We start from the raw sequence: 26,557 nt of genomic DNA, 5'->3' as shown, positions 1-26,557 counted from the left end.
TTGCTGCCACAGATCATGCAATCGGGCCGGCGCGACAATGCCCATCCCGTCGTGTGTGGTGACACCGGATCCGCATTGCGTACAAACTCAGCAAGGTCTACCGAGCCCTGGACGCGTCGGTACTCTTGTGCGTGCGAAATGCAGATGAGGCGGGTCTCTGTTGGTGACAAGCGGCCGCCACAGCCCTGGACGCGGCATGCCCACCCGTACGTCTCATGGTGCGTGGGAAACTCGATCGGTTCGGTCAGCAACCACGATGGGAAGCGTTGACTAACAACGTCATAGCGTTGCTCGACAGTCAGCCCGAGATAGTCGCTTGTAGTGGACGGAGCTAGCGCTTCCACCGCGCTCATCGCGGAGCCTGTGATGTCGGTTGCGGCGCCAAGTATGGTTCGCTCACAGGCCGGGCTGTTGCGTCCCAGGCCTGCTGGAGATACTTCATGGCGTGGCGGTTAGCCGACTTGCCGTACAAGTCAGTCACCATCTGGGGGCTTGCCCAGCCGAACTCCTGGGCGACCAGTTCGGCGTTGAAATCCGATTCGGCGTACAACGCCGCCGCAGCCTTGTGCCGGAACCCGTGAGGGGTCACCCTCACTAGCAGCCCGGCCCGCCGGCACGCCCTGGCCAGCATCTTGCGGACACCGGCCGTGGTGAGCGCCGCACCTGGAGTTCGGCCCGCGAGGTGTACGAGGATCTGTTCGTGATCGACCAGGTGTGAGAGCGGATGGAACTCGTCCAACAGATAGGCGTGAAAGGTGCTGATCATGTCCGGGCTGACAGCCCGGATCACGCCGTCCACGACTGAGCCGTCCCTGCCGACGACCGTCGGGGCGTAGGCTTTCGCGCGGGCTCCGTTGGGGTTGTCGTCGCGCCCGATGACGTGAATGTGCGGATCAGCGCGTTGACCACACTCATGGTTACGGCGAAGGTGCAGGTCACTGAACCGAAGCCCGCACAAGCCACCCACCCTTATGCCCCCGTCATGCAGCCACGTCAGGATCATCACATCGCGGGCCGAGGTCAACACGCCCGGTTCGAACAGCGCTTGCACCGTCTCGTCTGGCAGGAACCGGGGTCGCCGTGTGGTCACCTTCGGCGCGAGCGGATTGCCCGGGCCCATTCGCCCTGTTTTTGTCTGTCGCGCAACGGTGTTGGAGCGCAACGCCTCCCCCAACTCTGGCCCCACCTCTCCTGAGGCTGCCAGCGCGAGATAGAACGCCTTTACGACGGAGGCGACGTTGCCGGCGGCTGAGGGTCCGAGGGGCTTCTGCGTCGGTTTACGCCATGCCGCCCCGTAGACACCGGCGACCTGACCGGTCACCCCGTTCATGTAGCGCTGCAAATCATCGAACGTGATGACCTCGGGTGTCTTGCCGTGGGCGAGCAGCCAGTTCAAATGATCGACCAGGCTGTAAGCGTAGGTCTGTTGTGTCGATGACCCGTACCGCGTCAACACCTTCAGACTCGGAGTGTGAACTTCCAAGTCGGGAGTGAAGATCCAATAAGACAGGCTTCCGTCCTGATGCCGCACTTTGCGAACGGAGAATCGATCACGCTCCAACGCCCGCAACACCTTTCGCTGAGAGCCGCACGTCATACAGATACCACCTCGGCGGCCTACGGTCTCGGAGGCTCGCCGCGAACGTCACGAACGCGAACGCTCATGCCGCTAAGACACCTATCGTTTGTGAACGTGAAATCGCTCGACGCCTGGATACTGTTGGCCAAGCGATTCGGCGACAAACCCGTCGGCAATGTAGAAACCCACTGCCTCGGAATCGGTTTCGGCGACCAGGCGCGCACGACTGGGGATGGCCTCCCGTACCGCTCGAAGCATGCAGCGTCCGATGCCGGTTCGGCGAGAGTCCTCGCTGGTAGCTATGTGCAGGATCACGACCTCGGTGGTCTGCACCTTGTAGCCCACCACGCCAACCAGATCGTCTCCAATCGATGCGCACAGCAAGACCAGTCTCGGGTCTTGGCGGTACTGCTCAACAATGCGGTCAGTGCGGTCCTGGCCGCCGCCAACGGCCACAGCAGCAGCTCGGACACACCCTCGTCACCGACATCGGCAGGCGACACCTGCACAGGCCGGATTGTCATCGCTACAGCTTGCCCTGACATCACGTCCTTTTGCAGGTGGATGAATAGAGCGGCCCGGTCACGGTTGAATGCTGGTTATGGCGCGGAGTAGGGCGATCTTGGTGACCGGGATGTCTGGCGTAGGCAAGTCAACGGTGCTGGCCGACCTTGCCCGGCGCGGCTACTTGACTGTCGATACCGACGACGGTGAATGGATCGAGGTCGTCGAGGGTGAGCCGTTATGGCGGGAGGCGTTGATCGAGGAGTTGTTGGATCGACCTCGTGAGACTCCACTGATCGTGCAGGGCACAGTGGCCAACCAAGGACGTTTCTACGAGCGCTTCGACGCGATCATCTTGCTCAGCGCCCCGACCCACGTCGTACTGCAGCGCATCCAAGGCCGCACCAACAACCCCTTCGGCAAATCCGCCGAAGAGCGTGCACAGATCCTGGCCGACATCGCCCACGTGGAACCAGTGCTGCGCCAAGCCGCCACCCACGAAGTACGCACCGACCGCCCGCTATCGGAGGTCGTCGATACCGTGACCAGCATCGTCGGCGGAAGGCAATGAGAACTCCTCCTTGCTGATTCCGACGGTCGTCAGCTGGCCGCGATAACGTCACCAGAGTGTCTGAACCGCAATCGTTCCCCGAGCCGCAGGTGTACGACCACGGGTTACTCGATGTGGGTCACGACAACCGCATCTACTGGGAGGCCAGGGGCAACCCCGATGGCCGGCCCGCACTCGTCGTTCACGGCGGCCCGGGATCAGGACGACCACGCGGCGCCCACAAGGGGTTTCACCCCGACCATTTTCAGGTCGTGGTATTCGACCAGCGCGGATGCGGCGACAGCCAGCCCAGTGCAGCCGACCCGACAACCGACATGGCACACAACACCACCGAACACCTATTGGCCGACATGGAGGCACTGCGCCAGCACCTCGGTATCGAGCATTGGCTGCTCTACGGCGGGTCGTGGGCATCCACCCTCATCCTCGCCTACGCCGAACGCCACCCCGAACGGGTGATCGGCATCGTCTTGGTCGGGGTCACCATGACGCGGCCCCAAGAAATCAACTGGCTCTATCACGGACTACGCCTGCTGCTCCCGATCGAATGGGACCGCTTCCGCGCGGGCGTGCCCCACCACGACCGCGACAGCAACCTCGTCGAGGCCTATCGGCAGCTGATGGAGAACCCTGATCCTGCGATACGCGAGCAGGCTGCCCGCGATTGGTGCACGTGGGAGGACGCCGTCATCGCACACGAACACCTCGGCAACCCGGGCCAATACAGTGCCAAACTTGACGCGGCGAAGCTGGCGTTCGTGCGGATATGCACCCACTACTTCGCCCACGGCGCTTGGCTGGAAGACGGGCAGCTGCTGCGAGACGCTCACCGCCTCAAGGGAATTCCCGGCGTACTGATCCATGGCCGCCTTGATCTGTCCGGCCCGTTGCGCACCGCATGGGAACTCGCGCAAGCCTGGCCTGAGGCTGATCTGACAATCATTGATGACTCCGGTCACACCGGAAGCCCAGCTATGGCTGCCGCGGTACTCGACGCTATCGCGAGGTTCGAACCACCGGTGTCTCATTCCTAAGTGATCGAAAGGGCTCGCGAACCTTTCGCACGGGGGCTTTTCCGGTGAGCGGCGCGGTGAAAACAAGGTGTGCTCGGAACAAGGCGTCAGCCACAATCGGGCGATGACATCTCAGTACACCCTGCGTCGCGCGGCCGGGCCTGCCGATGCTTCCTTCATCGTCGAGATGGCACGTCACGCCTGCGTCATCGAAGATTGGCCCCTTCCTGACCCCGATGACGACGAGGTGTTGGAGATGCTTCCGCCTGATGGAGTGCTGCCGATCATCGCCGAGGATCACAGCGGCACGCCCGTCGGTGCGGTGTGGACCTATCACGGCAGTCCGCCATTGCGCTGTGATGCGGCGGGTGTGCCTATGCCCGAGCTGTGCATCGCTGTGGCACCAGAGCGCCGTGGTGTCGGCATCGGCGGCATGCTCCTGGACCGGCTGTTCGCCGACCTGGCGAAGAGTCACGACACCATGTGTACCAACGTCCACGTACGCAACCCTGCCAAGCGCCTCTACGAGCGCAAGGGGTTTCGCGTCGTCGGACAAGGCAATGGACCACTAGGCCTCGCGTTGGTCAAAGACCTTCGATGACTTGACATATCCGGCTCTGGCCGAGTGTGCAGCGATCATCCTGCGTCCGGCTTATGAGCGGCTAACTTTGCGAGTGGCCCTCGCACCCAGGTATCGACTTGGTGTTGACCGGCGAGGCGGACGACCAAGGGACCGCCGACTCCGTGGGCTACGTCGAGGGCTTCGCATCGACGTTTGCGGTGGGTCCGCCACGACCAGCGGATGATGTGCTCACGGTCGGTGAATATGGTCCGTAGCGGCGGCTCATGATTGCCATTCCACAGTTCTATGCGACGGATGCGCCGGCGTAGTGTGCGCCGCACGACCCGGTGGGTGACTGTCCATCGGCTGTGATCGAGCCAGACGAGAACATCGGCGCGGTCGAGCAGCATGGCCCGCACCTGCGAGTACTGCCATTCGACGACCCAGCTGGGCCCTGAGGTGAAGTCGTCGACGTCAGCGGCGAAGGTCTGCCGAGGTGTCCAATGGGGTCCGTGGTGAAGCGAGTCGATCTCCACAGTCGGCAGGTGCAGGGTGGTGCTGATCGTCTCCCGCAAGGTGCTCTTGCCCGCACCCGAGGACCCGGTGACGAGGATGCGTCGAGTCGTGGACGGAAGCGGGTCCAGCGGGCCAAGTAGCGTAAGCATCGACTTGTCAGACCGGCTGGGCCGCGCCTGCGGGGGCGGCGAGCAGCGCGTGCCGGTGCATGTCGTGCCAGCCATCGGCGTGCAGCGCCGCGCCCTTGCAGATGCCCTCGGCGTAGAAGCCGGCCTTCACGGCGACCCGACACGACGCGCCGTTGAGGACCGAATGATCCAACCCGATTCGATGGAACCCGGCTTCTTTGAATGCCCACTGACACAATGCAATCACGGCTTGTGAACAGAGCCCGTGTCCACGCCAGGCGGGCACCATCCAGTAGGCCACACCCGCCGAGCCGTCGTGGAGGTCGACGCTCTTGAGTGACACGCGGCCCATCAACGAACCGGTGCTGCGATCCACCAATGCCCAATTCAACTGCGTCTCTTTACCCCAACCAGCCCTCCAGCTGGTGATCCACTGCCGCGCCTCGTCCACCGAGTCAGCGCGCCGCACATGCCAGCGTTGGATTTCTGGATCTGTGAAGGCCTCCACCACAGCACCGGCGTCTGACGGCTGCCACGGCCGCAGCAACGCGACGGTCCCCACGGGCACCGACGGATGAGATTTGCGACGCAGCGATCCAGTGGCCATCGCCTGCGGAATCAAACTCGGCACACCAGCATCATCGCCCAGACCGCCATTGAGTTCACCACCAAACGATACTGAGACAGGTTGCCTTTCTCGTTCAACCGAAGCCAGTGTTCGAATCCACTGATGAGACTTGAAACCTCTGCTCGCAGGCCGTAGCGTCAGCACACAGGGTTCGATGTGACCCGCCGCCCGCGCCGAGACATCGGTCAGGTGAACACATCGCGATCGGTCACCATCGCACTTATCTACGAGCAACGGTGCCTTCAACAGCTCAGCAACGCGGGCACTGAATTGCACACCGGCACCGGAAACGTAGGTGAAGTGATGGATCTGACCCTTGACGACGCTAAGCGGGCCGCCCGCGTACTGCGCGACCAACTACCTGACACCGCTCTCACGCATTCCAAAGCGCTGGAGATCGTGGCCCAACAACTCGGTTTCCGGGACTGGAACACGGCGGCGTCGCGGCTTGCGTACCGGCGAGGCATGAGCGCACCGGTGCCCGTGCTCCGTAGCCTCGACGAGGCCCGCGCCCGCGAGTTCTACATCGACTATCTGCACTTCAGCGTCGAGTGGGAACACCGTTTCGATTATGCTCAGTCGATCCTCTACATGCGTTTGCGTCGCGATCAGTTCGTCCTCGACCTCTCCGAGCACCACGGCGACGGCACCCCCGGTTCGACCCTATGGGTACCCGTCGGCGACGTCACCGCACTGCACAAGGAACTTCATGCCACCGGCTACGGGCGGATGAGCCCTGGAATCGAAGTCGACTCACCAGGGGGCCCAACGATGGAAGTCATCGACCCGTTCTCCAACACGATCCGCTTCTGCCAGAGCACACCGTAGAGCCGCAGTCAGCCCCCAAATGCGTGAGCAATTCAGCTCACCCCGAGTCCACAAACACTCCGATGTTTGTGATCAAACGACTCCCGAATCCGGTCAAAATCATACCGGCAGTCGGTGCGTCGAGACGAGCCGGTAAGACGTCAGCAAGCGTCAAATGATGCTGTTCAGGAAGCCAATCGACGCCTCCACTCGAGTGCGGAGCGCTGACAGCTGCGGGATGCTGAAGCGCCCGGCAACACCGTGCGTCCCCTTGTTGAACATGGTGAAGAGCGATACCGAGTTGTCGATGTCGGCCTCGACAAATTCATCCGCCGAATCTTCGACGATTCCCTTGCGGGACAGCAGGTATCGGATCTTCGCTCTGCGCGTCGGCGTCCCCCGGGGGGTGACCTCACATTCCCGATGCGCCTGTAGTACCACGGAATCCGGCGCAGCGATGTCTAGGATTGAAGTGAGTACTTCGCGTGCACTAGTGCAGAAATGACGTGCAGCATCCGGATTCGCTGGGTTCAGCGCAAACAGGGCACCAGTCCACCGGCTGACGAGATCTTGTGAGAACCGTCCAAGTTCGGCGGTCATACTCGGACCGCTGAGATCTTCGACGTTATCCGCCTCGTCTTTGTGGACGTCGCCGTCGAGTGCGTTCGCTAGATACGCACTGTTAGCCGCCTCCTCGCTGGCACGGTCGAGGAACTCGCGTTCAACGTCATTCAGGGCGCGATCCTGGAAACTATGCTCCAGCGTCTCATACGCAGTTGCCAGATGCTGGACCGAAGAGCGATAGGTTACTCGCACCGTGGCTGGACGCGATTGAAGGCGCTTCAGTTCTTGAATCAACCGCCGGCGCTGATTTTCGACCTTCTGGTTATGCGATTTGGCCTTGGCGTTGTATTGGCGCACTTCCCGGTTGTATTCGCGGATAGCCCTGTTCCGTTGGTCGACCGCCCGCTTGAGGCTCTCCTGCTGCTTCTTCGCAGCCTGCTGTGCTTTTCGAACAGCCTGGGTATGTGCTTGACGTTGCCGCTCAGCGGCACGTTGCGCGTCTCTCGCCGCTCGCTGCATCGCGGCACGAGCTTGCGCAGGCGTCATTCGTCTCGCCATAAAATCGATACTGCCCGACCCACTGACAAAACTTGACATTTCTATCGGTGTGTCGCGGACGCGTTCGTGACTTCTTCACCTGGGCGAATACGGCAGGTTTACGTTCAGGGGTCGCTAAGGAAGTAGATCTTGCCGGTGGTCTTGTCGCCCTGGGCCAGGGTCGACGGGTTGACCCCCTGTTCAGTGGGCACACCGAACAGGACACGGTAGGTGTCGCCGTTTTCGGCGCGGGCGTTGAAGTTCGACACGATCGGGGTGGCCGAGCCCGAGATCGCCTCGTCGGTCGCCGTGGCCTCCCACAGGGTTCCGACCGGCTGGTACGGAATGACGTCCGAGCTGGGCTTCAGGTCGGTGACCGTCCAGTGCTGGACAATGCTCCCGTTGACCAGTTCGCCGGGCTGGCCGAGATACTTGGCCTCGTTCTCGGCGTCGGCCGATGCGACCGCAGCGCCGGCGACAGCTGCGGTGGCGGCAGCGGCGGCGGCGACGGCGGCCAGAGCGGGCTTGAATTTCACGCGATTCCTCCTGTGTTCGTTGATCGAGCAGCGAGGTGGTTCCCCGTGGGCAAAGTAGCAGGTCATGACATTGTGCAGACGCATGCCACCGGGATCGGCGCAGGTCGGGACGTCAGTCGGAGCCTGCTCCAGAGGAGATTACGACGGACCTGAACGGCTCCGCCGCCTTTGCCGGCTCCAGCTCCGCGAAATCGTGGAGGGTGGCTGATCCTGGACAGCACGACTATCGGAGCACGGCTGGTGAACACCGTGAGGTTTGCGGCACCGACGTGACGGCGGGGCGAGGATCCGGACCCGCGGGCAGTTTCTCGCAGCATGATCCCGAAGCGCCGGACGGCTCGTGACGGGACGCCGTATGCGACCTCTGAAGCGGAACTTGGAGCGGAACTCGGCAGGGGGCGGCGCCGGCGCACAGCACTGGGCAGACCGGCTGCAGTTTTCTCCACTGGTCTTGGTACTTGAGCTTGGCAATAGCTGGCCGGAGCATTTTTCAACAGGTCAGCAAACCGCCTGTTGCGGGTTGCGAGCGTGCCGGACTGGGCGGCCTCTGGATGTGTAGCCGAATAAATAGCCGAAGTGTCGATTCGCGGTTGTAAGTGCAAGGATATGGCACCGCCGGGTGTCGCTCGGCGTTTGCGCAGATCACCTACGCCATCCGCGCGGCCGGGCTCGGCACGTTAGTTCAGATCTGCGTCGCCGACCTGCGTGTGGTCCCGACGCGCATGCGCCGGCGCCGGATCGTGACAGTGGACGGGAAGCGTCGTGCGGGCGAACCCTGCGGTCTGCTACAGCAAAACTCAGATTTACCCGGCTTGCTCTGGTAAGACTGTCTAGTCGTTGCCAAAGCGGGGCTTGGTGGCGGGATTCGACGTAACTAGACAGGGGGTTAACCCATGGCAAGGCATGCCAAGAAAAGCAACCGCTCGCTGGCGATCCGTACCTATCTCACCGCCGGCCTGACGGCCGGGGTCACCGGCGCAGCGCTGGCCGGGGTCGGCACACTGCTGCTGGCGGACAGCGAGGCCGCGGTTCCCGCCCCGATCGAGGTGCAGCTCGTCGCCGACGAGGAAGAGATCTACTGGCTCTCCCTCAACGGCGGCAGCGACCGTCGCGAGAGCGCACCGTCGGATGCGGCGCTGCTCAGCGCGAACCCGGCCTTGCGCCCGATGATCGGTGACGGCGGGTGGCTGATCGGCAACGGCCTGAACGCGGCCGACGACTGCCAGGGCGATGCCTGCAACGGCGGAAACGGCGGCATCCTGTGGGGCAACGGCGGCAACGGCGCCCACGGCGGCACGGGTGGCAACGGCGGCTTCTGGTTCGGTAACGGCGGCAACGGCGGCGACGGCGATGCCGTTCTCGATGCGAACGGCAACATCGTGCGCGCCGCAACGGCCGGCGGTGCCGGCGGCAAGGGCGGCTGGGTCCGTGGCAACGGCGGCAACGGCGGCAAGGGCGGCGACGCGGTCTACGCCGGCAACGAGAAGAAGAACGGCGCGTTGGCCGGCGGCAAGGGCGGTGACAGCGGCTACCTGCTCGGCAATGGGGGCAACGGCGGTAGCGGCGGGTCGGACTCCAACAACCTGAACATCCCGAATGACTCGTCGACCCCCAACGTCGACGAGTCGGCCAAGAACAACGCCGCAGGCGGCGCAGGGGGGGCCGGCGGTGCCGCGGGTGTGCTCAACGGACACGGCGGTCACGGCGGCGACGGCGGTGCGGCCAGTTCGGAGAACGGCAACGCCACCGGTGGCAGCGGCGGGCGCGGAGGCGTGGCCCACTCGAATGCGGGCGGCACCGGAGGCGACGGCGGCAACGGAGGCGACGCCGAAGCCGATGCGTCGGGCAAGACCGCCCGTGGCGGTAACGGTGGTTCCGGAGGCACGAGCGGCACCGGCGAGGGTGGCAATGGCGGCAACGGCGGCAATGCCACCGGCGACGCCGCGAACGCCGTGGGCGGCAACGGCGGCTCGGGCGGCGGTGTCCGGCTGGGCACCGGCGGCGACGGCGGCGACGGTGGCACCGCCGTCAGTGAGGGCGGCAACGCGACCGGCGGCCGGGGCGGCGACGGTGGTTCGGTCGACCTGACGGGCAGCGGCGGCGGTACCGGCGGCGACGGTGGCGACGCCGACGGCGATGAGAAGGCCACCGGCGGGAACGGCGGCGCGGGCGGCGGCGGCGGCTTTGGTGGCGATGGCGGTGACGGCGGTGACGGCGGGGACGCCGTGTCCGACGACGACGGCGGCGCAACAGGCGGCACCGGCGGCGAAGGCGCCTTCGGCGGCGACGACGGCGCCAACGGTTCGGCGACTGACGGCGACGACTGACCCGTCCCACACGAGACCTGCGGGCGTCGACTCTTCGGAGTCGACGCCCGCAGCCGTTTCCGGGCATCGCCGCGGTGACTGTGCAGATGCCATGCTGGTTTCAGGCGCGACATCGCGGTTCTGGCCTTCATGCCGACGGGCCAGAGGCGCAGGGTGACCGATGTCCGGTCCGTGTCAGAGTCACTATTTGAATAGTGCAGCAAATTCTGCGTGGTAGCCGTCACCGATCACCGTCATGAGGTTGAAGGCCCGGTCGGTGACGACCAGGACGGTTCGGTATTCCTGGGAAGCCGGAACGCTCTGTGGCGGCTCGCCAGTTTCTTTCCGTCGTCAAACGTATTGTCCGCTAAGTATTTTGCGAAGGAAACCACTACCAAAGTCGCCTCGCTAAGCCGAGGAGCGAATATCGGCAATGCGCTCCAGGTGAGCTCTGCGAGCAGATTATGTTGGATTCAAATGGGTAATTTCGTACCGAAGAACTGGATCCGATTACCTATTGACGCTGCTTTCAGCAAAGTCGTACAGTCCGGTTGCGCCTTGCCGTTCGGGGGTTGATGTGCGCCGCTCATCGGGGGACGCATGAGGTGGATCAATATCGCAAAACACTCACAGGGGGACTTATGGCCAATCACGCAATGAAGCGTGCGCACGCTCTGCCGGTCACATCATTCATCACGGCGGGAATCGCCGGGGCGGCCCTCGCGGGCGTCGGCGCACTGATGGTGACCAGCGAGCAAGCACCGACGCCAAGCGCCATAAACGTGCAGTTGGTGTCAAACGAGGAACTCCTGCTCGATGACGGTCTGTTCCTGTCGCTCAACGGAGGCAGCGACCGTAAGAAGGACGAGCTTCAGGTGCTTGGGCAGGTGAGTGCCAATCCGGTGTGGCGGCCGATGTTCGGCTATGGCGGATGGTTGATCGGCAACGGCGTCAACGCGGTCGAAGGCTGCGAAGGGGCCGCGTGCAACGGAGGTAACGGCGGTCTGCTCTGGGGCAACGGCGGCAATGGTCTGCACAGTGGCAAGGGCGGTAATGCCGGATTCTGGGGCGGCAACGGCGGCCGCGGCGGTGACGGCTTGGAGGTCATCGATGAGGAGACCCAGGAGGTCCTGTACGCAGCCAGCGCTGGCGGGGCAGGCGGCCGCGGCGGTTTCCTTTTCGGCGACGGCGGCGCCGGCGGCAACGCCGGTGATGCCATATATGCGGCGGACGGCACCCTCGTTTCAGGTCCGTTCAACGGCGGCAACGGCGGTCGCGGTGGCCTGCTGTTCGGCAACGGTGGCAACGGCGGCAACGGCGGTGGCACGTTCAACAACAACGACCTGGACGACCCGACGCCGGAGGACGGAGTCAACGAACTGACCAGCGCCACCGGCGGGTCTGGAGGGGCGGGTGGCGCCGGTGGCTCCTGGAGTGGCAGCGGCGGGACCGGAGGCTACGGCGGATGGGCCTATTCCGAGTTCGGCACGGGGACCGGCGGTGCCGGTGGTGCCGGCGGCGTGGGAGACCAAGCCGGTGCCGGCGGCGAGGGTGGTGACGCCACGGGTGGTGCGGCAAGCTCGTCCGCAGTCGGCGGTGCCGGTGGTGCCGGCGGATTCTCCAGCGGCGGGGTCGCAGGTACCGGCGGCCAAGGCGGCGCGGCGTTCAATACGGACGGCTCGGCCACCGGCGGTGCCGGCGGTGTTGGTGGCAACACCTCGACCGGGGACGCCGGCGACGGTGGTGCCGGCGGTGACGCCACCTCAGACAACGGCACAGCGACGGGTGGAGGAGGCGGCGACGGCGGCCGTGGCACCTTCACCGGCGACGGTGGTGACGGCGGCGACGGTGGCGACGCGACCGGTGACGAGGAGGCCATCGGCGGTAACGGCGGCAACGGTGGTGCCCGTGGAGTGCTCGGCGGTAGCGGGGGCGACGGCGGCGACGGCGGCGACGCCACAGCCTCCGACGGTGGCACCGCCACTGGTGGCACCGGCGGGTCAGGGACCTCGGGGGGAAGCGACGGGGCCAACGGAAGCCCCGATCCAGGAGGCGATGCCGGCGCCGCCGACGCCTGATCCAGCTTGATGGCACGCTCTGCCGCCGGCGGATCAGGCGAGGAAAGCGACGCCGAAGGTCCGTTGAAAGTCATTGCCGAAGGGTGGCTTTGGTGCCGGGCTATGATCGCCCGATGCCCGAGTTCGGAAACCCGTCCAGCCGCACCAATCAGCTCGTCATCGCCGCCCTGGTGATCGCCGTCGCGGCGCTGGCCGTCGCAGTATGGACGCTGGTGAGTTCCCCGTCGAGCGAGACGTCCTCGGCCCCCGCCGACCAGCCCACCGATCCCAAGGCGCGGGTGTGTGCCGCGTTCGACCTGGTGCGTAACGCGGTGTCGCTGCAGACCAACGCCAATCTCGGCGACGACCCCGTCGCTGTGCAGGCAGTCGCGGCCAACGCGCGGCTGGCCACGCTGGGCGGCGGGCAGTTCCTGCTGTCCCGGCTCGACGGTGACGTGCCGTCCGATCTCGCCGGCGAGGTGCGCACCTTCGCCACCAACCTGGAGTACATCGGGATGAGCCAGCTCGCGGGCGCGCCGGGTAATGATCCCACGCAGACCACGCGGATGAACGATGCACAGGCAGCGTCCACGAGGATCACCGAGCTCTGCGAGTAGACGGCACCGAGCTCTGCGAGTAAACGGCACCGAGCTCTGCCGGTCAGGCCGGGACGAACTCGACGCCGGCCAGCGCCACCGCGTTGTCGCGCTCGGGTGCGGTGACCACGGCGGTGTAGGCGCCCCGCGTGTCTCCGGAGTCCTTCCAGACGCTCACCCGCAGCGTCTCGCCGGGAAACACCACGCCCGCCATCCGGGCGCCGTAGGACTTCAGCCCTGAGACGTCGCCGCCCAACAGGTTGTCGACGAGCGCCTTGCAGGTCATGCCGTAGGTGCACAGCCCATGCAGGATCGGACGCGGAAAGCCCGCTGCCGCAGCGAAGTCCGGATCGGAGTGCAGCGGGTTGCGGTCGCCGCACATGCGGTACAGCAGCGCCTGCTGCGGTGATGTCGGGACGGTGAGCTCGAGATCGGGGGCGCGGTCCGGAGCATTGGTCGAGGTGGACGGTCCGCGGTCACCGCCGAAACCGCCCTCACCGCGGGCGAAGATGGACCGTTTCTGGGTCCACAGCAGCGTCCCGTCGGGATCCTTGACCGTGGTCTCCGACCAGATGACGGCGGCCTTGCCCTTGTCCCAGATCTCGGTGAAGCGGGTGACCGCGATACCCGTGCCCGACGCCGGGATGGGTCCTGGCACCGTGACGGCCTCGCTGGCGTGCAACACCTTGCTCAGCTCGATGTCGATGCCGGGGAACTTCACCGCGGGCGGCTCGGTCATGTGGAAGCTCTGCGCGACGTTGCCGAACGTCGGGAGCACCTGCGGGGTGTGGTCGACGAGGTAGCGCAGCTCCGCCTTGTCCATCGGATCCGTGCCGGCGCCGAGACCGAGGTGGTAGAGCTGGATATCGCTACTGGTCCACGAGAATTCGACCGGATCCAGTTCGGCGCCGATGGCCTCGTCGAGATTGATGGGCACGCCTTGTGTCCTTCCTTTACTTCGATGCGGCCGGGGCTGCCCCGGCGATGTCCAGCGCCGCCAGGTAACCGAACGTCATCGCCGGTCCGATGGTGCCGCCGGGGCCGGGGTAGGTGTGTCCCATCACCGGGGCGCTGACATTGCCCGCAGCATAGAGCCCTTCGATGACCGTCCCGTCGTCGCGCAGCGCGCGGCCCCGGGTGTCGGTGACGATGCCGCCCTTGGTGCCGAGGTCCCCCGGCACCATCTTCGCCGCATAGAACGGACCCTGGTTGATCTCACCGAGGTTCGGGTTGGGCTTGTTGGTCGGGTCGCCGTAATAGCGGTCGTAGGCGCTCTCACCGCGCTTGAAGTCCTCGTCCACCCCGGAGCGGGCGAACCCGTTGAAGCGCTCGACGGTGGCCTTGAACGCGTCGACCGGCAGACCCGTCTTGGCGGCCAGTTCGTCGAGGGTGTCGGCCTTGACGATGACGCCGGACTCCAGCCACTTCTTCGGAATGCGTTGTCCCGGTTGCAGTCCGGCGAAGATGTAGCGGTCGCGGTAGCGCTGGTCGAACACCAGCCAGGCCGGGATGTTCTCGCCCGGTCCGGGGCCCTGACCGTACTGGCCGCCGTACATGTGGTGGCACGCCTCGACATACGGCATCGACTCGTTCATGAAGCGTTTGCCTGCCATGTTCACGATGATCGAGCCGGGGGAGTTGCGCTCCGACAGCGCGAACCACGGCGAATCCACCAGCGGCACCGTCGGCCCCCACCAGGCGTCCTCCATCACGTCGAGCGCCGCACCCAGCTTCTCGGCGGCGACGATCCCATCGCCGGTGTTGGCCTTGGCCCCGACAGTCCACTCCGTGGTGATCGGTGCGCGCTGGTACTTCACCCGCATCTGCTCGTTGTGCTCGAATCCGCCGCTGCCCAGGATCACTCCTCGGCGCGCGCGGATCAGTTGCGGCTCAGCGCTTTCCGCAGCGGTGGTGTCGCGTACGTAGATCCCCTGAACCGCGCCGTCCTGGACGTAGAGGTCGGTCATCGCGGTGTTGAGCCGCACCGGAACCCCGGCGTCACGCAAGCCGATGCGCAGCGGGGCGATCAGCGCGCGGCCCATGCCCACCAGGTTCTTGCCCGTGGTGTTCGCCCATACCGACCGGATGCCGACCTTGAGGCTGCGCAACACGCCGCGGGGATGCCGCTTGAGTTGGTTGAGCCGGACGTAGTCCTGCTGCATCACCACCATGTTCATCGGCACCTTGCCGTACGGCGGTTCGAGCCCGGGCAGGTCCTCACCGAGTTTCTTGGCGTCGAACGGCTTCGGTTCCACCGAGCGGCCCGTGGCCTTGCCGCCGGGCGTCTCCGGGTAGTAGTCGGAGTAGTTGGGGACCCAGCACAGCTTCAGCGGAGAGTGCTTGAGCACGAACGACAGCATCTCGGGACCGCGCTCAAGATAAGTGTCGATCTTCTCGGCCGGCACTACGTCACCGATGATCGAGTGCAGGTATTCGGAGGCAGCGGCTGGGCTGTCTTTGACCCCTGCGCTTCTGAGGACCTCGTTGTTCGGGATCCACACCCCACCACCTGACCGCGCAGTGGAACCACCGTAGTGCGGGGCCTTCTCAACGACTATCGTCGAGAGGCCCTGATGGGCCGCGGTGAGGGCGGCGACCATGCCGGCCGCTCCGCTGCCGACCACGACGACGTCATACTCCTGCTCCGTCATGTAGAACACGTTATAGAATTGCCCGGCCGACTAACAACTGTGCCGGTCGACGAAACGAAGGGACTTCACGTAAATGTTGTCCGACGAGGTGCGCGCGAAGCTCGCCGCCGACCTGGCCGAGGCCGAGCGCAGCCGCGTACCGATGGCCCCGCTGACCGACGGTCACCCCGACATCGACGTGGTGGACGCCTACAAGATCCAGCTGATCAACATCCGCCAGCGGGTGGCCGAGGGGGCCCGGGTGATCGGGCACAAAGTGGGCCTGTCGTCGGAGGCCATGCAGAAAATGATGAACGTCGACGAGCCCGACTACGGGCACCTGCTCGACGAGATGCAGGTCTTAGAAGATGTTCCAGTCCGCTCCGGTCGATATCTGTATCCGCGGGTCGAGGTCGAGGTCGGGTTCATCCTGTCCGACGACCTTCCCGGCGCCGGCTGCACCGAGGACGACGTGCTGGCCGCGACGGCGGCGTTCGCGCCCGCCATCGAGCTGATCGACACCCGGATCACCAACTGGCAGATCAAGCTGTGCGACACCATCGCCGACAACGCGAGTTCGGCCGGCTGGGTGCTGGGCGAGGCCAGGGTGTCGCCGAAGGACGTGGACATAAGGGGCATCACGGCGACTTTGACCAACAACGGGGAGGTGGTGGCCGAGGGGCGCAGTGATGCGGTGTTGGGGAATCCGGTCACCGCGGTGGCCTGGCTGGCCCGCAAGGTGGAGAGTTTCGGCGTCCGGCTCAAGGCCGGCGACATCGTGCTTCCGGGTTCGTGCACCCGTGCGATAGATGCACCTCCGGGCAGCCATTTCGTCGCCGACTTCAGCGGGTTAGGTTCAGTACGACTGGATTTCGAATAGGAGCCATCAATGGCTGACAAATTGTCCGTGGGGATCGTCGGATCGGGAAACATCAGTACCGATCTGCTGTACAAGTTGTTGCGCTCGGAATGGCTTGAGCCGCGCTGGATGATCGGTATCGATCCGGAGAGTGAGGGCCTGGCACGGGCGCGCAAGCTCGGGTTGCAGACCTCGCACGAAGGAGTGGACTGGCTGCTGGCGCAGTCGGAGAAGCCCGACATGGTGTTCGAGGCGACGAGCGCCTACGTACACCGCGACGCGGCCCCGCGCTACGCCGAGGCCGGCATCCGGGCGATCGACCTGACGCCTGCCGCGGTGGGCCCGGGGGTGATCCCGCCCGCGAATCTGCGTGAGCACCTCGACGCGCCGAACGTGAACATGGTGACCTGCGGCGGCCAGGCGACGATCCCGATCGTGTACGCGGTGTCCCGCGTAGTGGGAGTGCCGTACGCCGAGATCGTCGCGTCGGTGTCGTCGGCGTCGGCCGGTCCGGGCACCCGCGCGAACATCGACGAGTTCACCAAGACCACCAGCGCCGGGGTGCAGAACATCGGCGGCGCGCAGCGCGGTAAAGCGATCATCATCCTGAACCCGGCCGAACCGCCGATGATCATGCGCGACACCATCTTCTGCGCGATCCCCGAGGATGCGGACCATGCCGCGATCACCCAGTCGATCAAGGATGTCGTCGCCGAGGTGCAGACCTATGTGCCGGGCTACCGGCTGCTCAACGAGCCGCAGTTCGACGAGCCGTCGGTGGTCAACGGCGGCAACCACGTCGTGACCACGTTCATCGAAGTGGAGGGTGCGGGAGACTACCTGCCGCCTTACGCTGGAAACCTGGACATCATGACCGCGGCAGCGACGAAAGTCGGCGAAGAAATCGCGAAGGAATCGCTGGCGGTGCAGGCAGGAGGCCAGGCATGAGTGTCACCGAGGAGATCTACTTCAACCCCATGTGGGACGTCCGGATGACGGACACGTCGCTGCGCGACGGTTCGCATCACAAGCGCCATCAGTTCACCAAAGACGAGGTGCAGGCCATCGTCGCCGCGCTGGATGCGGCCGGGGTTCCGGTCATCGAGGTGACCCACGGTGACGGCCTCGGCGGGTCGAGCTTCAACTACGGGTTCTCCAAGACCCCGGAGCAGGAGCTGATCAAGCTGGCCGCCGAGACGGCCACCGAATCCAAGATCGCCTTCCTGATGCTGCCCGGCGTGGGCACCAAGGAGGACATCAAGGAGGCCCAGAACAACGGCGGCTCGATCTGCCGCATCGCCACCCACTGCACCGAAGCCGATGTGTCGATCCAGCACTTCGGTCTGGCGCGTGAGCTCGGGCTGGAGACCGTGGGCTTCCTGATGATGAGCCACACGATCCCACCGGAGAAGCTGGCCAAACAGGCCCGCATCATGGCCGACGCCGGCTGCCAGTGCGTCTACGTGGTTGATTCGGCCGGCGCGCTGGTACTGGAGGGTGTGCGGGACCGGGTCGCCGCGCTGGTCGCCGAACTGGGTGACGACGCGCAGGTCGGTTTTCACGGCCACGAAAACCTCGGGCTCGGGGTCGCCAACAGCATCGAGGCGGTGCGTGCCGGCGCCAAGCAGATCGACGGATCGTGCCGACGGTTCGGCGCCGGAGCCGGCAACGCGCCCGTCGAGGCGCTCATCGGGGTGTTCGACAAGATCGGCGTCAAGACCGGCATCGATTTCTTCGACATCGCCGACGCCGCCGAAGAGGTGGTGGCGCCAGCGATGCCGGCGGAGTGCCTGCTCGACCGCAACGCGCTGATCATGGGTTACTCCGGGGTGTATTCCAGCTTCCTCAAGCATGCGATCCGCCAGTCTGAACGCTACGGCGTGCCGGCTCACAAGCTGCTGCACCGTGCGGGGCAGCGCAAGCTGATCGGCGGCCAGGAGGACCAGTTGATCGACATCGCGCTGGAGATCAAACGTGAGATGGAGTCCAGCGCCACCTGACCGGGAGGCCGACCGCGGGTTTTGGCTGTCGGACGACCGGCTAGGCACAGGGGAGCGGTCAACCGATCGCCACGCGCAGCCGGCTCCGGCCCGCTGATTGCTCCCAACCCTGGGCCGACGAGGCAGCATCCACCAGCCGGTGAGCACGCTAAGGACGGAGTGCGGCATCGAGCTGACCCCGACGCCGGTGGCGCAGGCGGTGTGGAGCAGCACCGGCACCGAGGCTGACACGCCGCAGCTCATCGAGCCGTCGGACGCCCAGGGCAGCTGACCCGGTCACCTCACCTCGTCGTACCCACCCGGCAGGATGGGGTGATGGCGACGCGAACCGAGGCCCAGGCGCTACTCGAACAACTAGCCGGCCCTGACGCCAGGCTGCGCGACGATCAGTGGACGGCCATCGAGGCGCTGGTGGTGCACCGCCGTCGCGCGCTGGTGGTGCAACGCACCGGATGGGGCAAGTCCGCCGTGTATTTCATCGCCGCCAAGCTGTTGCGGGCCGAGGGACGGGGACCGACGGTGATCGTGTCACCGTTGCTCGCGCTGATGCGCAACCAGGTCGACGCGGCCGGTAGGGCAGGTGTGCGCGCGGCGACCATCAACTCCAGCAATGTCACCGAGTGGGACACCGTGCACCAGCGGGTGTCGGCCGGTGAGCTCGACGTTCTGCTCGTGAGTCCGGAACGCTTGAACAACCCCGACTTCCGCGACGCGGTGCTGCCCGCGCTGGCGGCCGATGCGGGGTTGGTGGTGGTCGACGAAGCGCACTGCGTATCGGACTGGGGTCATGACTTCCGGCCCGACTACCGGCGGATCCGGACCCTGATCTCCGAACTGGGCGCCGGCGTCCCGGTGTTGGCCACCACGGCCACCGCGAACGACCGGGTCGTCGCCGATGTCGCCACCCAATTGGGAGTCGGCGGCTCAGGTGTCGGGGACGACACGCTGGTGCTGCGCGGAGGGCTGGACCGTGAGTCGCTGCGATTGTCGGTGGTGCAGGCCGGCGGTCCCGCCCAGCGCGCGGCATGGCTTGCCGCCCACATGGATTCGTTACCGGGATCGGGCATCGTGTACACGCTGACGGTTGCCCAGGCCCACGACGTCGCGGCCCTGCTGCGCGAACAGGGCCATACGGTGGCCGCCTACACCGGCGCCACCGAAGCGGCCGAACGTGAACAGCTGGAAGCCGATCTGCTGGCCAACCGGGTCAAAGCGTTGATCGCCACGTCGGCACTGGGCATGGGCTTCGACAAACCGGACCTCGGTTTCGTCGTGCACCTCGGCGCGCCATCCTCGCCGATCGCCTACTACCAGCAGGTGGGTCGCGCCGGGCGGTCGACGGACAGCGCGGAGGTGATCCTGCTGCCCGGGCGTGAAGACGCCGATGTGTGGCGGTACTTCGCCTCGGTTGCGTTTCCTTCAGAAGCCATGGTGCGCAAGGTGATCGATGTGCTGGAACCTGACCGTGCCCAGTCCACGGCGGCGCTGGAGCCGCTGGTGGATCTGAACCGGTCCCGGCTGGAGATGGTGCTCAAAGTGCTCGACGTCGACGGGGCGGTCCGGCGGGTCAAGGGCGGCTGGATCGGCACCGGGCAGCCCTGGGTCTATGACGAAGCCCGCTACCGCCGGCTCGACGAGGCGCGCAGACGCGAGCAGCAGGCCATGCTCGACTACCAGACCACGCGCGGGTGCCGGATGGCGTTCCTGCGCAGCCAGCTCGACGATCCGGAACTGGGACCGCAGCCCTGCGGTCGATGCGACAACTGCGCCGGTCCGCGGTATCGCGCCGACGTCGGGGCGGCGGAGGCCGAAGCGACCCGGGAACGTCTGATGCGGCCTGGGGTGGAGATCGCCCCGCGCAAACAGTGGCCGACAGGGCTTGGGAAACTGGGCATCGAGTTGTCGGGCCGGATTTCCGACGGTGCGTCACCTGGCCGGGTGATCGGCCGGCTCACCGACCTCGGCTGGGGGGCGCGGCTGCGAAAGTTGTTGGCCGAACCCGATGGCGAGGCCGCCGAGGATGTGGTGGGTGCGGCCATCGGGGTGCTGAAGGCGTGGGACTGGCAGCAGCGCCCCACCGCGGTGCTCGCGCTCGACTCGGCGACTCACCCGCGACTGATCTCTTCGCTCGCGGCGCGCCTGGCCGAGGTTGGCCGGTTGAAAAACCTTGGCCTCCTGCAGTACTCGCCGCTGCACCGGCCGGTGGCGGCAGCCAACTCGGCATACCGGGTCGCAGCACTTCACGGCGCGTGGGCCGACCCTCCGCAGGTGGACGGGGACACGGTGCTGCTGGTCGACGATCTGACCGATACCGGCTGGACCATGACCATGGCCGCTCGTACGGTGCGCAGCGCCGGCGCCGCGGACGTGCTGCCGTTCGCGCTGGCCGCCGTCAGCTGAGCGCGGCCGACCCGTCTTGGCCGCTCGGCCCGTCGCCGCCCAGCTGTGCGGTGACAGCATCGGCGGCTGCCACCACGGCACGCGCGCGCTCTGTGATCTCGTTGTCGGTCAACGGTTTTCCGACGTGCAGCGAGACGACCATCACCTGTCGCCGGTAATGGTCGTACACCGGGGCGGAGATCACGCTGATTTCGTGCCGTCCTCGACCGGAGCTCTCGGCACGCAGGTACACCCGCTCGCCGATGTCGGAGACAAGCTCGCCGAGTAGGGCCCGCAGCTCGTCGGGCAACTCGGTCGGCATGCCGGCCATCAGCGAATACAGACGTCGTCCGCCCGGGGTCTGCCGCTCCACGAGATAGCCGTCGGCGCGGCACGCGGCGACCACCCGCCTGAGCCGCTCGGTATCGGTTCGCAGCGGAATCGTGGGTGGCCTGCTGAGCCAGTCACGCTCGGCTTCGTCATCCCACAGCACGAACATCAGGCCGACCGGGGGCGCGAACGGGTAACTCTGCCCGACCTCGACGCCGGGGCGGTGGCCCGCGGGGGCGATGAGTTCCAGCAGCGTGATCCGGTCGTCCACAATCGCCGAGAGCGCCGCCGTCGCACCGAACTGCGAGGACAGTACGCGCAACTGCTCCCTGACGGCGGGGCTCACGCGCATCGACTCCTGGGCCCGGTGTCCCAGGGTGATCAGCGACGGGCCCAGCCGGTAGGTCTTGTCGGCAGGGTCGCGGACCAGATAACCGGCTTCGGTCAGGGAGGTCACGATGCCCAGGCACGTCGGCTTGGTCAAACCGACCCGGCGGGCGAGCTCGGACACCCCGAACCGCTCCCGGGGACGGCCGGCGAGGAAGTCGAGGATGCGCACCACCCGGTCGGTGGGGGGCGACGCGCGTCCCGGAACGGCTGGCGGCATGCACGTAACGGTACTTTGTGGTTCATATTTGGAACAGTCCGGTCGATATATTGACTCAAGGTAGAACAGGTTCTAGTTTCGGGGTTGTGTTCACGCAGCCACTGGCCGATGCCATCGCCGAAGCCGAGAAGCTCGTCGCCGACGCCCCGTTCATCGAATCCGAGGCCGACCTGTTGGAGGGTCTGCAATACCTGGCGGGGTGCGTCGCCGCATGCACGCATGTCGCCTTCGACTACGACCGAGACCATCCGTTCCTGCACAGCGGGACCGGGCCGTTCACCAAGATGGGCCTGGACAACCCCGACACGCTGTACTTCGGCACGCGCGTGCAACCGGGCCACGAGTACGTCGTCACCGGCCGCCGCGGCACCACCACCGACGTCAGCTTCCAGCTGCTCGGCGGTGAGTACACCGACGAAGTCGTGCCCGACAGCGAGACGGCCTTCGATGACCGCAAGCTCGACATCGCCGCCGACGGCACCTTCGAGTGGCGGTTCACTCCAGAGGTGCCGTCGCAGCTGGTGATCCGCGAGGTCTACAACGACTGGTCCGCGCAGCGTGGCACCTTCGCGATCGCCCGGACCGACACCGCGGGTACCGCGCCGCCGCCGCTGACTCGTGAGCTCATCGAGAAGCGCTATGCGGTCGCCGGCAAGCAGCTGGTGCAGCGTGTCAAGACATGGCTGCAGTTCCCGCAGTGGTTCTACAACGACACCCCGCCGAATTCGATGGTGGCGCCGAGGCTCACACCCGGCGGCCTTGCCACGCAGTACTCGTCGGCGGGGCAGTTCGACCTCGCCCCCGATCAGGCACTGGTCCTCACGATCCCGGTCCCGGACGCGCCGTACCTCGGTTTCCAGCTCGGCAGCCTGTGGTACATCTCGCTGGATTACATCAATCACCAGACGTCACTGAACGGCACTCAGGCGCAGGCGGATCCGGACGGCAAGATCCGCATCGTGGTCTGCGAGCAGAACCCCGGCGTCACCAACTGGGTGGAGACCCTCGGTCATCGCAAGGGTTTCCTGCAGTTCCGCTGGCAGCGGGTGTCCCGTGAGCTGACCCCCGCCGACGGGCCGACCGTCGAGCTGGTCGAGGTCGACGGCGTCGCCGCGGCGTTGCCGTACTACGAATCGAACAAGATCTCAGAGAAGGACTGGCGGGCGCGGATCGCGCTGCGCCAGAGGCAGATCGGCGAGAGAATGGTGGGTTGAGATGGCCTTCGGGCTTCTGAAAGGCAAGGTTGTCGTCATCAGCGGCGTCGGACCCGCGCTGGGGACCACGCTGGCCCGGCGGTGCGCCGAGGAAGGCGCCGACCTGGTGCTGGCCGCACGCACCGTGGAACGGCTCGACGACGTCGCCGCGCAGATCACCGGTCTGGGCCGGCGGGCGCTGTCGGTGGGTACCGACATCACCGACGAGGCGCAGGTCGCCCATCTGGTCGACGAGTCACTCAAGGCGTACGGCAAGGTCGACGTGCTGATCAACAACGCATTCCGGGTGCCGTCGATGAAGCCGTTCGCCAACACCACCTTCGAACACATGCGTGATGCGATCGAGCTGACGGTGTTCGGCGCGCTGCGCATGGTGCAGGCGTTCACCCCGGCGCTGGCTGAGGCGAACGGCGCCGTGGTCAACGTCAACTCGATGGTGGTGCGGCACTCGCAGGCCAAGTACGGCGCCTACAAGATGGCCAAGTCGGCGCTGCTCGCGATGTCGCAGACGCTGGCCACCGAGCTTGGGGAGCAGGGGATCCGGGTCAACTCGGTGCTGCCCGGCTACATCTGGGGCGGGACACTGGAGTCCTACTTCGCGCACCAGGCCGGCAAATACGGCACCACCGTCGAGGAGATCTACAAGGCCACCGCGGCCGCGTCGGACCTCAAGCGGTTGCCCACCGAGGACGAGGTGGCCTCGGCGATCCTGTTCATGGCCAGCGACCTGTCGAGCGGGATCACCGGGCAGGCGCTGGACGTCAACTGCGGGGAGTTCAAGGCGTGACGAGCGCGAGCACTCCGAGAACAGATGTCGGCACCGTCGAGGACCTGCACGCCTCGGCCGTGAAGGCCTGCGGCCTCGACGATTTCGGTTCGGACGACGACAACTACCGTGAGGCGCTGGGTGTGCTGCTGGAGTCCTATCAGCGGGATGCCGATCTCACCGAGCTCGGCAGCAAGATGCAGCGGTTCTTCCTGCGCAATGCCCTGGTCGCTCGGCTGGTCTCGGAGGCGGCGTTCAAACAGTATCCGGAGCACGCCGACGTCGCCATCGAGCGGCCGATCTTCGTCACCGGGCTGCCGCGTACCGGCACGACGGCCGTGCACCGGCTTCTGGCCGCCGATCCGCGCCACCAGGGTCTGGAACTGTGGCTGGCAGAGTTCCCCCAACCGCGTCCGCCCCGCGAGACGTGGTCGCAGAACCCGGTTTTCCAGCAACTAGACGCGCAGTTCACCAAAGCGCACGAGGAGAACCCGGACTACACCGGCCTGCACTTCATGACCGCCGACGAAGTCGAGGAGTGCTGGCAGCTGCTGCGGCAGTCGCTGCACTCGGTGTCCTATGAAACCCTGGCCCACGTGCCGACCTATTCGCAGTGGCTGGCGCGGCAGGACTGGACCAAGCCCTATCAACGGCACCGGCGCAATCTGCAATTGATCGGGCTCAACGACCGCGACAAGCGCTGGGTGCTCAAGAACCCCAGCCATCTGTTTGCCCTCGACGCGCTGTTCGCCACCTACCCCGACGCACTGGTGGTGCAGTGTCACCGGCCGGCTGAAACCATCATGGCGTCGATGTGCTCGCTGGCCCAGCACACCACCGAGGGCTGGTCGAACACCTTCGTCGGCGACGTCATCGGTGCGGACTCGATGGAGACCTGGTCGCGGGGATTGGCGCTGTTCAACGCCGAACGCGCCAAGCATGATCCGGCACAGTTCTACGATTTGGACTACTTCGCGTTGATCAAAGATCCGATCGGTGTGGTCGAGGACATCTACCGCAGCTTCGGCATCGAATTCACCGACGAGGCGCGCCAGGCGATGGTCAAGACCGATGAGAAGAGCAAACAGGGCCCGCGGGCGCCGAAACACACCTACGCGCTGGCCGACTACGGCCTGACCGCCGAGCAGGTCAAGGAGCGGTTCGAGAACCTCTAACCGTCACCGGGTGACGGCGCGCTGGAGTACTCCTCCAAGCAGCCTTCAGCGACCGCGTGTCTGATGCTGTCGGCCAGCCGGGGGCACGACGGTGAGCGCGCGGGATCGCCGCCGGCTTGCCGAATCTCGGCGAAATGCGCGCAACGTCGCGTGGCGTCGCCTGTCCACTGCACCGAAGTGTGTGCGGGACCGAGCTTCTTGACCTTCACCGCCACATGACAGAACCGGCAGTCCACCGACACCAGGCCCGAGTTCAGATATCGTTCGCGGTCGGCCTGGCTGCTGGCCCGCACGGCCGCGGCGCGATCCGGATCCGACGCGAAATCCGGTGCCTTGCTCCAGGATCCGGGCCGGTTCTCGCGCTCGCCCGGAGTGTGGCCGTGTTCGTGCTCCTCGTCGTCGTGCCCGTGCAGCAGCAGCATCGACCTGGCGAGGCGGTCCACATCCGGTTGGTCGTTCATGCGCGATCCGCTCCGCTCGCTGGCCTCACGTCGTCTGCTTCTCGGTTTCCCTGGCCTTCAGGTTCTCCTGGACCTCGACGTTCCACTTCTGCACAGCAGCCGTGGTGTCGACCTCCATCTCGAACCGGTCGGTCATCTCCGGCGTGACGTCGGCGACGTCGACGTAGAACTGCTGGTACCAACGGCGCATCTGGTACACCGCGCCGTCCTCTTCGACCAGCAGCGGATTGTCGATGCGGGTCTTGTGCTTCCAGATCTCGACGTCCTGGAGAAATCCCTTGCTGACCCCGTCGGTGAACGCCTCGGCCAGCTTCTCGGTGGTCTTGTCGTCCAGGCCCTTCGGCTTCTCGACGATGACGCCCCACTGCAGCAGGAACGAATCCTGGGTGACCGGGTAGTGGCAGTTGATCAGGATGGACTCGGCCTTGAAGTCACCATAGGTGTTGTGTAGCCAGTTGATCATGAACGACGGCCCGAAGTAGCTGGCCTCCGAGTCGAGGGAGGCGTCGCCGTAGGCGGTGCCCATGTCGTTGACGTCGGGGCGGCCGACGTTGTGCAGGTACTGGCTGGCGATATGGCCCTCGAAGACGTTCTTGAAGTACGTCGGCAATCCGAAGTGGATGTAGAAGAAGTGCGCCATGTCGGTGACGTTGTCGATGATCTCGCGGCAGTTGGAGCCCTCGATCAGCATCGAGTTCCACTTCCAGTCGGTCCACTCGCCGCTGGACCACTGTGGGATCTCCGGGATGCGCACCTCGGGTTGCGGCGGGTTGCCCTCATGGTCGTGCCACACGAACAGCAGGCCGCCGCGAACGTCGGTGTGCCACGAGCGGGTGCGGGCCAGTCGGGGGGTGCGTTTGGCGTAGGGGACGAGCTTGCATTTGCCATCGCCGCCCCAGCGCCAGTCGTGGAACGGGCAGGCGACCTCGTCGCCTTTGATGGTGCCCTGGGCGAGGTTGCCGCCCATGTGCCGGCAGTAGCCGTCGAGGACTTTGAGCTCGCCCTGCGAATCCGCGAAGACCACCAGCATCGTTCCGAAGATCTCAATCCCGTGCGGCTTGCCGTCGGTGAAGTTTTTCACCGGGCCCAAGCAGTGCCAGCCGCGCGCATACCGATCGGGCAGCGTGCCGGTGTCGATCTCGCGAATCCCTGCGGTTCCCGCAGCTGAATCGGTAGTCACCTCGGGGCCTCCCAAATCTCGGCGTCTAACTAGAACACGTTACAGTTTTGGC

The 26,557-nt window shown here is 65.7% G+C and carries 25 protein-coding genes and 1 pseudogene; 15 read left to right on the top strand and 11 right to left on the bottom strand.

What is annotated here, in order from left to right; genetic code table 11:
* Positions 1-349: 349 nt before the first annotated feature.
* Positions 350-1,483: a tyrosine-type recombinase/integrase gene (locus KXD97_RS03545; protein ID WP_234788626.1), complete on the bottom strand. Its 1,134-nt coding sequence runs from the start codon at positions 1,481-1,483 to the stop codon at positions 350-352.
* Between the two features lie 195 nt (positions 1,484-1,678).
* A complete protein-coding gene (locus tag KXD97_RS03540; RefSeq protein ID WP_029367929.1) occupies positions 1,679-2,035 on the bottom strand; it encodes a GNAT family N-acetyltransferase in 357 nt (118 codons plus the stop codon).
* A 169-nt stretch (positions 2,036-2,204) separates the two neighbouring features.
* Here KXD97_RS03540 and KXD97_RS03535 point away from each other — a divergent pair, with 169 nt between their 5' ends.
* From KXD97_RS03535 to KXD97_RS03525, 3 genes are all read left to right on the top strand, one after another.
* On the top strand, positions 2,205-2,654 hold the full coding sequence (locus KXD97_RS03535; RefSeq protein WP_268788535.1) for an AAA family ATPase: 450 nt from the start codon (positions 2,205-2,207) through the stop codon (positions 2,652-2,654).
* Positions 2,655-2,710: 56 nt separating this feature from the next.
* The gene (gene pip, locus KXD97_RS03530; RefSeq protein WP_029367925.1) at positions 2,711-3,688 is read left to right on the top strand and encodes a prolyl aminopeptidase; all 978 of its coding nucleotides are present in this window, start codon (positions 2,711-2,713) and stop codon (positions 3,686-3,688) included.
* Between the two features lie 103 nt (positions 3,689-3,791).
* Complete coding sequence (locus KXD97_RS03525; RefSeq protein WP_029367924.1) at positions 3,792-4,268, top strand: GNAT family N-acetyltransferase; 477 nt, start codon at positions 3,792-3,794, stop codon at positions 4,266-4,268.
* Between the two features lie 35 nt (positions 4,269-4,303).
* On the opposite strand, the gene KXD97_RS03520 is transcribed toward KXD97_RS03525, so the two are convergent.
* Together KXD97_RS03520 and KXD97_RS03515 are read right to left on the bottom strand one after the other, a co-directional pair.
* Positions 4,304-4,894, bottom strand: a complete 591-nt coding sequence (locus tag KXD97_RS03520; RefSeq protein WP_064279675.1) for a hypothetical protein — start codon at positions 4,892-4,894, stop codon at positions 4,304-4,306.
* Positions 4,895-4,901: 7 nt separating this feature from the next.
* Positions 4,902-5,777 carry a GNAT family N-acetyltransferase gene (locus tag KXD97_RS03515; RefSeq protein WP_260755486.1) on the bottom strand — a complete coding sequence of 292 codons (876 nt, stop codon included), beginning with the start codon at positions 5,775-5,777 and terminating at the stop codon, positions 4,902-4,904.
* Between the two features lie 27 nt (positions 5,778-5,804).
* Here KXD97_RS03515 and KXD97_RS03510 point away from each other — a divergent pair, with 27 nt between their 5' ends.
* Positions 5,805-6,329: a glyoxalase superfamily protein gene (locus KXD97_RS03510; protein WP_029367921.1), complete on the top strand. Its 525-nt coding sequence runs from the start codon at positions 5,805-5,807 to the stop codon at positions 6,327-6,329.
* A gap of 150 nt (positions 6,330-6,479) precedes the next feature.
* Here the strand turns inward: KXD97_RS03510 and KXD97_RS03505 are convergent, their stop codons facing one another.
* Together KXD97_RS03505 and KXD97_RS03500 are read right to left on the bottom strand one after the other, a co-directional pair.
* Positions 6,480-7,430: a hypothetical protein gene (locus KXD97_RS03505; protein WP_036423059.1), complete on the bottom strand. Its 951-nt coding sequence runs from the start codon at positions 7,428-7,430 to the stop codon at positions 6,480-6,482.
* 119 nt (positions 7,431-7,549) lie between these two features.
* Positions 7,550-7,945, bottom strand: a pseudogene (locus KXD97_RS03500) (MPT63 family protein); the annotation flags it as partial.
* A gap of 893 nt (positions 7,946-8,838) precedes the next feature.
* Between KXD97_RS03500 and KXD97_RS33060 the strand changes: the two are divergent.
* From KXD97_RS33060 to KXD97_RS03485, 3 genes are all read left to right on the top strand, one after another.
* Positions 8,839-10,272, top strand: coding sequence for a hypothetical protein (locus tag KXD97_RS33060; RefSeq protein WP_313901342.1), 1,434 nt, complete (start codon positions 8,839-8,841; stop codon positions 10,270-10,272).
* Positions 10,273-10,907: 635 nt separating this feature from the next.
* On the top strand, positions 10,908-12,329 hold the full coding sequence (locus KXD97_RS33055) for a hypothetical protein (RefSeq protein WP_313901341.1): 1,422 nt from the start codon (positions 10,908-10,910) through the stop codon (positions 12,327-12,329).
* Positions 12,330-12,442: 113 nt separating this feature from the next.
* Positions 12,443-12,925: a hypothetical protein gene (locus KXD97_RS03485; protein ID WP_260755484.1), complete on the top strand. Its 483-nt coding sequence runs from the start codon at positions 12,443-12,445 to the stop codon at positions 12,923-12,925.
* Between the two features lie 43 nt (positions 12,926-12,968).
* Here KXD97_RS03485 and KXD97_RS03480 read toward each other — a convergent pair whose 3' ends face one another.
* Both KXD97_RS03480 and kstD read right to left on the bottom strand, forming a co-directional pair.
* Entirely contained in the window at positions 12,969-13,841 is an 873-nt protein-coding gene (locus tag KXD97_RS03480; protein WP_260755483.1) for a MaoC family dehydratase, read from the bottom strand.
* 16 nt (positions 13,842-13,857) lie between these two features.
* Positions 13,858-15,555, bottom strand: a complete 1,698-nt coding sequence (gene kstD / locus KXD97_RS03475; protein WP_260755482.1) for a 3-oxosteroid 1-dehydrogenase — start codon at positions 15,553-15,555, stop codon at positions 13,858-13,860.
* A 73-nt stretch (positions 15,556-15,628) separates the two neighbouring features.
* Here kstD and KXD97_RS03470 point away from each other — a divergent pair, with 73 nt between their 5' ends.
* The 5 genes from KXD97_RS03470 to KXD97_RS03450 all read left to right on the top strand — a co-directional run bounded on the left by KXD97_RS03470 (position 15,629) and on the right by KXD97_RS03450 (position 20,793).
* The gene (locus KXD97_RS03470) at positions 15,629-16,414 is read left to right on the top strand and encodes a 2-keto-4-pentenoate hydratase (RefSeq protein WP_260755481.1); all 786 of its coding nucleotides are present in this window, start codon (positions 15,629-15,631) and stop codon (positions 16,412-16,414) included.
* Positions 16,415-16,423: 9 nt separating this feature from the next.
* On the top strand, positions 16,424-17,341 hold the full coding sequence (locus tag KXD97_RS03465; RefSeq protein WP_260755480.1) for an acetaldehyde dehydrogenase (acetylating): 918 nt from the start codon (positions 16,424-16,426) through the stop codon (positions 17,339-17,341).
* Positions 17,338-18,393, top strand: coding sequence for a 4-hydroxy-2-oxovalerate aldolase (gene dmpG, locus KXD97_RS03460; protein ID WP_260755479.1), 1,056 nt, complete (start codon positions 17,338-17,340; stop codon positions 18,391-18,393). The genes KXD97_RS03465 and dmpG overlap by 4 nt, the downstream gene beginning before the upstream one ends.
* Positions 18,394-18,532: 139 nt before the next feature.
* Entirely contained in the window at positions 18,533-18,664 is a 132-nt protein-coding gene (locus KXD97_RS03455; RefSeq protein WP_260755478.1) for a hypothetical protein, read from the top strand.
* Positions 18,665-18,708: 44 nt separating this feature from the next.
* A complete protein-coding gene (locus KXD97_RS03450; RefSeq protein WP_260755477.1) occupies positions 18,709-20,793 on the top strand; it encodes a RecQ family ATP-dependent DNA helicase in 2,085 nt (694 codons plus the stop codon).
* On the opposite strand, the gene KXD97_RS03445 is transcribed toward KXD97_RS03450, so the two are convergent.
* The gene (locus KXD97_RS03445) at positions 20,786-21,709 is read right to left on the bottom strand and encodes an IclR family transcriptional regulator (RefSeq protein ID WP_260755476.1); all 924 of its coding nucleotides are present in this window, start codon (positions 21,707-21,709) and stop codon (positions 20,786-20,788) included. The two genes, KXD97_RS03450 and KXD97_RS03445, sit on opposite strands and share 8 nt — an antisense overlap.
* An 86-nt stretch (positions 21,710-21,795) precedes the next feature.
* On the opposite strand from KXD97_RS03445, the gene KXD97_RS03440 reads away from it, so the two are divergent.
* The 3 genes from KXD97_RS03440 to KXD97_RS03430 are packed head-to-tail and all read left to right on the top strand — an operon-like array spanning position 21,796 to position 24,864.
* Positions 21,796-22,923, top strand: a complete 1,128-nt coding sequence (locus tag KXD97_RS03440; protein ID WP_260755474.1) for a hypothetical protein — start codon at positions 21,796-21,798, stop codon at positions 22,921-22,923.
* Between the two features lies 1 nt (position 22,924).
* A complete protein-coding gene (locus KXD97_RS03435) occupies positions 22,925-23,710 on the top strand; it encodes an SDR family oxidoreductase (protein WP_260755473.1) in 786 nt (261 codons plus the stop codon).
* Positions 23,707-24,864, top strand: coding sequence for a sulfotransferase (locus KXD97_RS03430; protein ID WP_260755472.1), 1,158 nt, complete (start codon positions 23,707-23,709; stop codon positions 24,862-24,864). The genes KXD97_RS03435 and KXD97_RS03430 overlap by 4 nt, the downstream gene beginning before the upstream one ends.
* On the opposite strand, the gene KXD97_RS03425 is transcribed toward KXD97_RS03430, so the two are convergent.
* Positions 24,861-25,325 carry a hypothetical protein gene (locus KXD97_RS03425; RefSeq protein WP_260755471.1) on the bottom strand — a complete coding sequence of 155 codons (465 nt, stop codon included), beginning with the start codon at positions 25,323-25,325 and terminating at the stop codon, positions 24,861-24,863. The two genes, KXD97_RS03430 and KXD97_RS03425, sit on opposite strands and share 4 nt — an antisense overlap.
* 25 nt (positions 25,326-25,350) lie before the next feature.
* Entirely contained in the window at positions 25,351-26,505 is a 1,155-nt protein-coding gene (locus KXD97_RS03420) for a 3-ketosteroid-9-alpha-hydroxylase subunit A (RefSeq protein WP_260755470.1), read from the bottom strand.
* Between the last annotated feature and the right edge of the window lie 52 nt (positions 26,506-26,557).

Origin of the sequence: Mycobacterium sp. SMC-8 (assembly GCF_025263565.1) — a bacterium.
Lineage (GTDB): Bacteria > Actinomycetota > Actinomycetes > Mycobacteriales > Mycobacteriaceae > Mycobacterium.
This window is presented reverse-complemented; position numbering and strand designations above follow the sequence as displayed.